At 58.6% G+C, this 1382-nt stretch carries 3 protein-coding genes; all 3 read right to left on the reverse strand.

Annotated elements, in window-relative coordinates; translation table 11 throughout:
- Positions 1–779 (reverse strand): transposase (locus tag J2X66_RS30135; RefSeq protein ID WP_310272374.1); only part of this gene is annotated, 779 nt, incomplete at its 3' end.
- Positions 780–840: 61 nt separating this feature from the next.
- Positions 841–1176, reverse strand: coding sequence for an IS66 family insertion sequence element accessory protein TnpB (tnpB, locus tag J2X66_RS30140; RefSeq protein ID WP_310272377.1), 336 nt, complete (start codon positions 1174–1176; stop codon positions 841–843).
- On the reverse strand, positions 1173–1382 hold a 210-nt coding region (locus tag J2X66_RS30145; protein WP_310272380.1), incomplete at its 5' end, for a hypothetical protein. The genes J2X66_RS30145 and tnpB, both read right to left, overlap by 4 nt.

Below are 1382 nucleotides of genomic sequence, written 5' to 3' on the forward strand. Positions count from 1 at the left end.
ACGTTGTGGGCAAGTACCACTTCGCGCAGAGCATCGACCAGCGGTTGCAACTGCACGCCGCAAGTACCGACCCACTGGGCCAGGGTCGAGCGCGGGATGGCAAAGCCAGCCCGGCCAAAGATCTGTTCCTGGCGGTACAGCGGCAAATGATCAGCGTATTTGGCGACCATCACTTGAGCCAGCAGCCCGTCGGTGGGGATGCCTTTGTCGATGATCTGCGCGGGGACGGGTGCCTGGATCAGCGTTTCGCAGTCATCACAGACCCATTTGCCACGGACATGGCGCTCGACGGTGAACACGCCCGGTGTGTAATCCAACTTTTCGCTGACATCTTCACCGATGCGTTTCAGTGCGCAACCACATGGGCAGTGAGTGTTGTCTGGTTCGTGATGGATCAACGTGCGTGGAAACTCTACCGGTAGCGCCGTGCGCTTGGGCTTCTGCTTTTTCTCGGTCGGCGATGGGGGAGCTTGAAGGGCCTGAAGCTCAGCTTCAATCGCGGCGATATCGGCATCGATCAGGCCATCGAGCAAGCTGGCCTGATCAGGGTTTAACTGCTCGCTACGCTTGGCAAACTTGAAACGCTTGAGCTGCGCGATTTCGTGGGTCAGCTTCTCGATAACCGTTTGGTCGCGGGTGATCTTCTTGCCCATGATCTCTACCGTCTTACCCAGCGTGTCGACCTGGTGGTCGAGTGTTTCGACACGCTGCATCAACTGCGCCGCCAACGCGCGCAGTTGTTCAGGGGGCAGGTGATCGAGATAGGAGAGCAACGTCATGGAGCCGATTTTGCCCGAGCAGGCAGTTTGCGGCGATAGACCTATAGGCTAATAGCAGCCGTTAAAGCAGTGTGATCGCACCAGCGGAGCCTGCGCGTTGCCATGGCAGACCCAGCACCAATGCGTGAAGCTGCGCGGTATCCAGCTCCATTTCAGAGCCATGGAGAATGCCAGGCCAGTGAAATCCACCTTGATTCAATCGGCGAGCAGCCAGCCAAACGCCAAACCCGTCATGCACCAAAACTTTCATCCGAGTGGCGCGGCGGTTGGCGAACAGATAGGCACAGTGCGGCTGCGCCGCACCGAACACCGCGATCACTCTGGCCAACGCGGTCTCGGTACCGGCACGCATGTCCATGGGCTCGGTGGCGAGCCAGATGGCGTCGATGCGGATCACAGGGCAAGCTCACGGACAAAGCGGACACAGCCATCAGGATCTGAAGATGGCCACTTTACGGTGAGTTTTTTCTGCCCGAAAGGCACCTCGATGCTGACAGCTATTTGCTGATGGGGCTGGGTTGCGGGCGCTAGTTTCATCGGGACGAAAGTGGGCAACGCAGGCGCCTGACGATCACGATAAGCAGGCATCCACTTTCGAACCAG

Origin of the sequence: Pseudomonas sp. 3296 (assembly GCF_031456615.1) — a bacterium.
In the GTDB taxonomy this organism is placed as follows: domain Bacteria; phylum Pseudomonadota; class Gammaproteobacteria; order Pseudomonadales; family Pseudomonadaceae; genus Aquipseudomonas; species Aquipseudomonas mucoides.